The organism is Phytopseudomonas argentinensis (genome assembly GCF_900113905.1).
Lineage (GTDB): Bacteria > Pseudomonadota > Gammaproteobacteria > Pseudomonadales > Pseudomonadaceae > Aquipseudomonas > Aquipseudomonas argentinensis.
Window position 1 is genome coordinate 1 of sequence record NZ_FORC01000013.1, and the last position, 2,478, is coordinate 2,478.

2 rRNA genes are annotated in these 2,478 nt (G+C 52.5%); both read right to left on the reverse strand.

Annotated features, from left to right (window positions below):
• Positions 1-6: 6 nt before the first annotated feature.
• Positions 7-122 (reverse strand): 5S ribosomal RNA (gene rrf / locus BM154_RS23485).
• A 137-nt stretch (positions 123-259) separates the two neighbouring features.
• Positions 260-2,478: ribosomal RNA gene (locus tag BM154_RS23490) — 23S ribosomal RNA — on the reverse strand; the annotation flags it as partial.

The window sequence follows — 2,478 nt, forward strand, 5'->3', positions numbered from 1 at the left end:
GTAGAAGCTTGACGATGACCTACTCTCACATGGAGAAACTCCACACTACCATCGGCGATGCATCGTTTCACTACTGAGTTCGGGATGGGATCAGGTGGTTCCAACGCTCTATGGTCGTCAAGCAAACTGGTTGCTGCTTCGGGGTTTAGCCGCTGCAGCGAATTGGGTATGTGATGTCAGTTGGTATTACGTGTTCTCGCAAATTTTCGGCATTACTGTCGACTTCAACCGTCTAACAGCCAAATTGTTTGGGTGTTATATGGTCAAGCCTCACGGGCAATTAGTACTGGTTAGCTCAACGCCTCACAACGCTTACACACCCAGCCTATCAACGTCGTAGTCTTCGACGGCCCTTTAGGGAACTCGAGGTTCCAGTGAGATCTCATCTTGAGGCAAGTTTCCCGCTTAGATGCTTTCAGCGGTTATCTTTCCCGAACATAGCTACCCGGCAATGCCACTGGCGTGACAACCGGAACACCAGAGGTTCGTCCACTCCGGTCCTCTCGTACTAGGAGCAGCCCCTCTCAAATCTCAAACGTCCACGGCAGATAGGGACCGAACTGTCTCACGACGTTCTAAACCCAGCTCGCGTACCACTTTAAATGGCGAACAGCCATACCCTTGGGACCGGCTTCAGCCCCAGGATGTGATGAGCCGACATCGAGGTGCCAAACACCGCCGTCGATATGAACTCTTGGGCGGTATCAGCCTGTTATCCCCGGAGTACCTTTTATCCGTTGAGCGATGGCCCTTCCATACAGAACCACCGGATCACTAAGACCTACTTTCGTACCTGCTCGACGTGTCTGTCTCGCAGTCAAGCGCGCTTTTGCCTTTATACTCTACGACCGATTTCCGACCGGTCTGAGCGCACCTTCGTACTCCTCCGTTACTCTTTAGGAGGAGACCGCCCCAGTCAAACTACCCACCATACACTGTCCTCGATCCGGATAACGGACCAGAGTTAGAACCTCAAGGTTGCCAGGGTGGTATTTCAAGGATGGCTCCATGAGAACTGGCGTCCCCACTTCAAAGCCTCCCACCTATCCTACACAAGCAAGCTCAAAGTCCAGTGCAAAGCTATAGTAAAGGTTCACGGGGTCTTTCCGTCTAGCCGCGGATACACTGCATCTTCACAGCGATTTCAATTTCACTGAGTCTCGGGTGGAGACAGCGCCGCCATCGTTACGCCATTCGTGCAGGTCGGAACTTACCCGACAAGGAATTTCGCTACCTTAGGACCGTTATAGTTACGGCCGCCGTTTACCGGGGCTTCGATCAAGAGCTTCGCGTTAGCTAACCCCATCAATTAACCTTCCGGCACCGGGCAGGCGTCACACCCTATACGTCCACTTTCGTGTTTGCAGAGTGCTGTGTTTTTAATAAACAGTCGCAGCGGCCTGGTATCTTCGACCGGCATGTGCTTACGGGGTAAACCCTTCACACTCACCGGCGCACCTTCTCCCGAAGTTACGGTGCCATTTTGCCTAGTTCCTTCACCCGAGTTCTCTCAAGCGCCTTGGTATTCTCTACCTAACCACCTGTGTCGGTTTGGGGTACGGTTCCTAATTACCTGAAGCTTAGAAGCTTTTCCTGGAAGCATGGCATCAACCACTTCATCGTCCAAAGGACAACTCGTCATCAGCTCTCGGCCTTGAACGCCCGGATTTACCTAAGCATTCAGCCTACCACCTTAAACACGGACAACCAACGCCGTGCTGGCCTAGCCTTCTCCGTCCCTCCATCGCAGTAATTAGAAGTACGGGAATATTAACCCGTTTCCCATCGACTACGCATTTCTGCCTCGCCTTAGGGGCCGACTCACCCTGCGTCGATTAACGTTGCGCAGGAAACCTTGGTCTTTCGGCGTGCGAGTTTTTCACTCGCATTGTCGTTACTCATGTCAGCATTCGCACTTCTGATACCTCCAGCAAGCTTCTCAACTCACCTTCACAGGCTTACAGAACGCTCCTCTACCGCTCAACTTACGTTGAACCCGTAGCTTCGGTGTATGGTTTGAGCCCCGTTACATCTTCCGCGCAGGCCGACTCGACTAGTGAGCTATTACGCTTTCTTTAAAGGGTGGCTGCTTCTAAGCCAACCTCCTAGCTGTCTAAGCCTTCCCACATCGTTTCCCACTTAACCATAACTTTGGGACCTTAGCTGACGGTCTGGGTTGTTTCCCTTTTCACGACGGACGTTAGCACCCGCCGTGTGTCTCCCGTGCTGACACTTGCTGGTATTCGGAGTTTGCATCGGTTTGGTAAGTCGGGATGACCCCCTAGCCGAAACAGTGCTCTACCCCCAGCAGTGATACACGAGGCGCTACCTAAATAGCTTTCGAGGAGAACCAGCTATCTCCGAGCTTGATTAGCCTTTCACTCCGATCCACAGGTCATCCGCTAACTTTTCAACGGTAGTCGGTTCGGTCCTCCAGTCAGTGTTACCTAACCTTCAACCTGCCCATGGATAGATCGC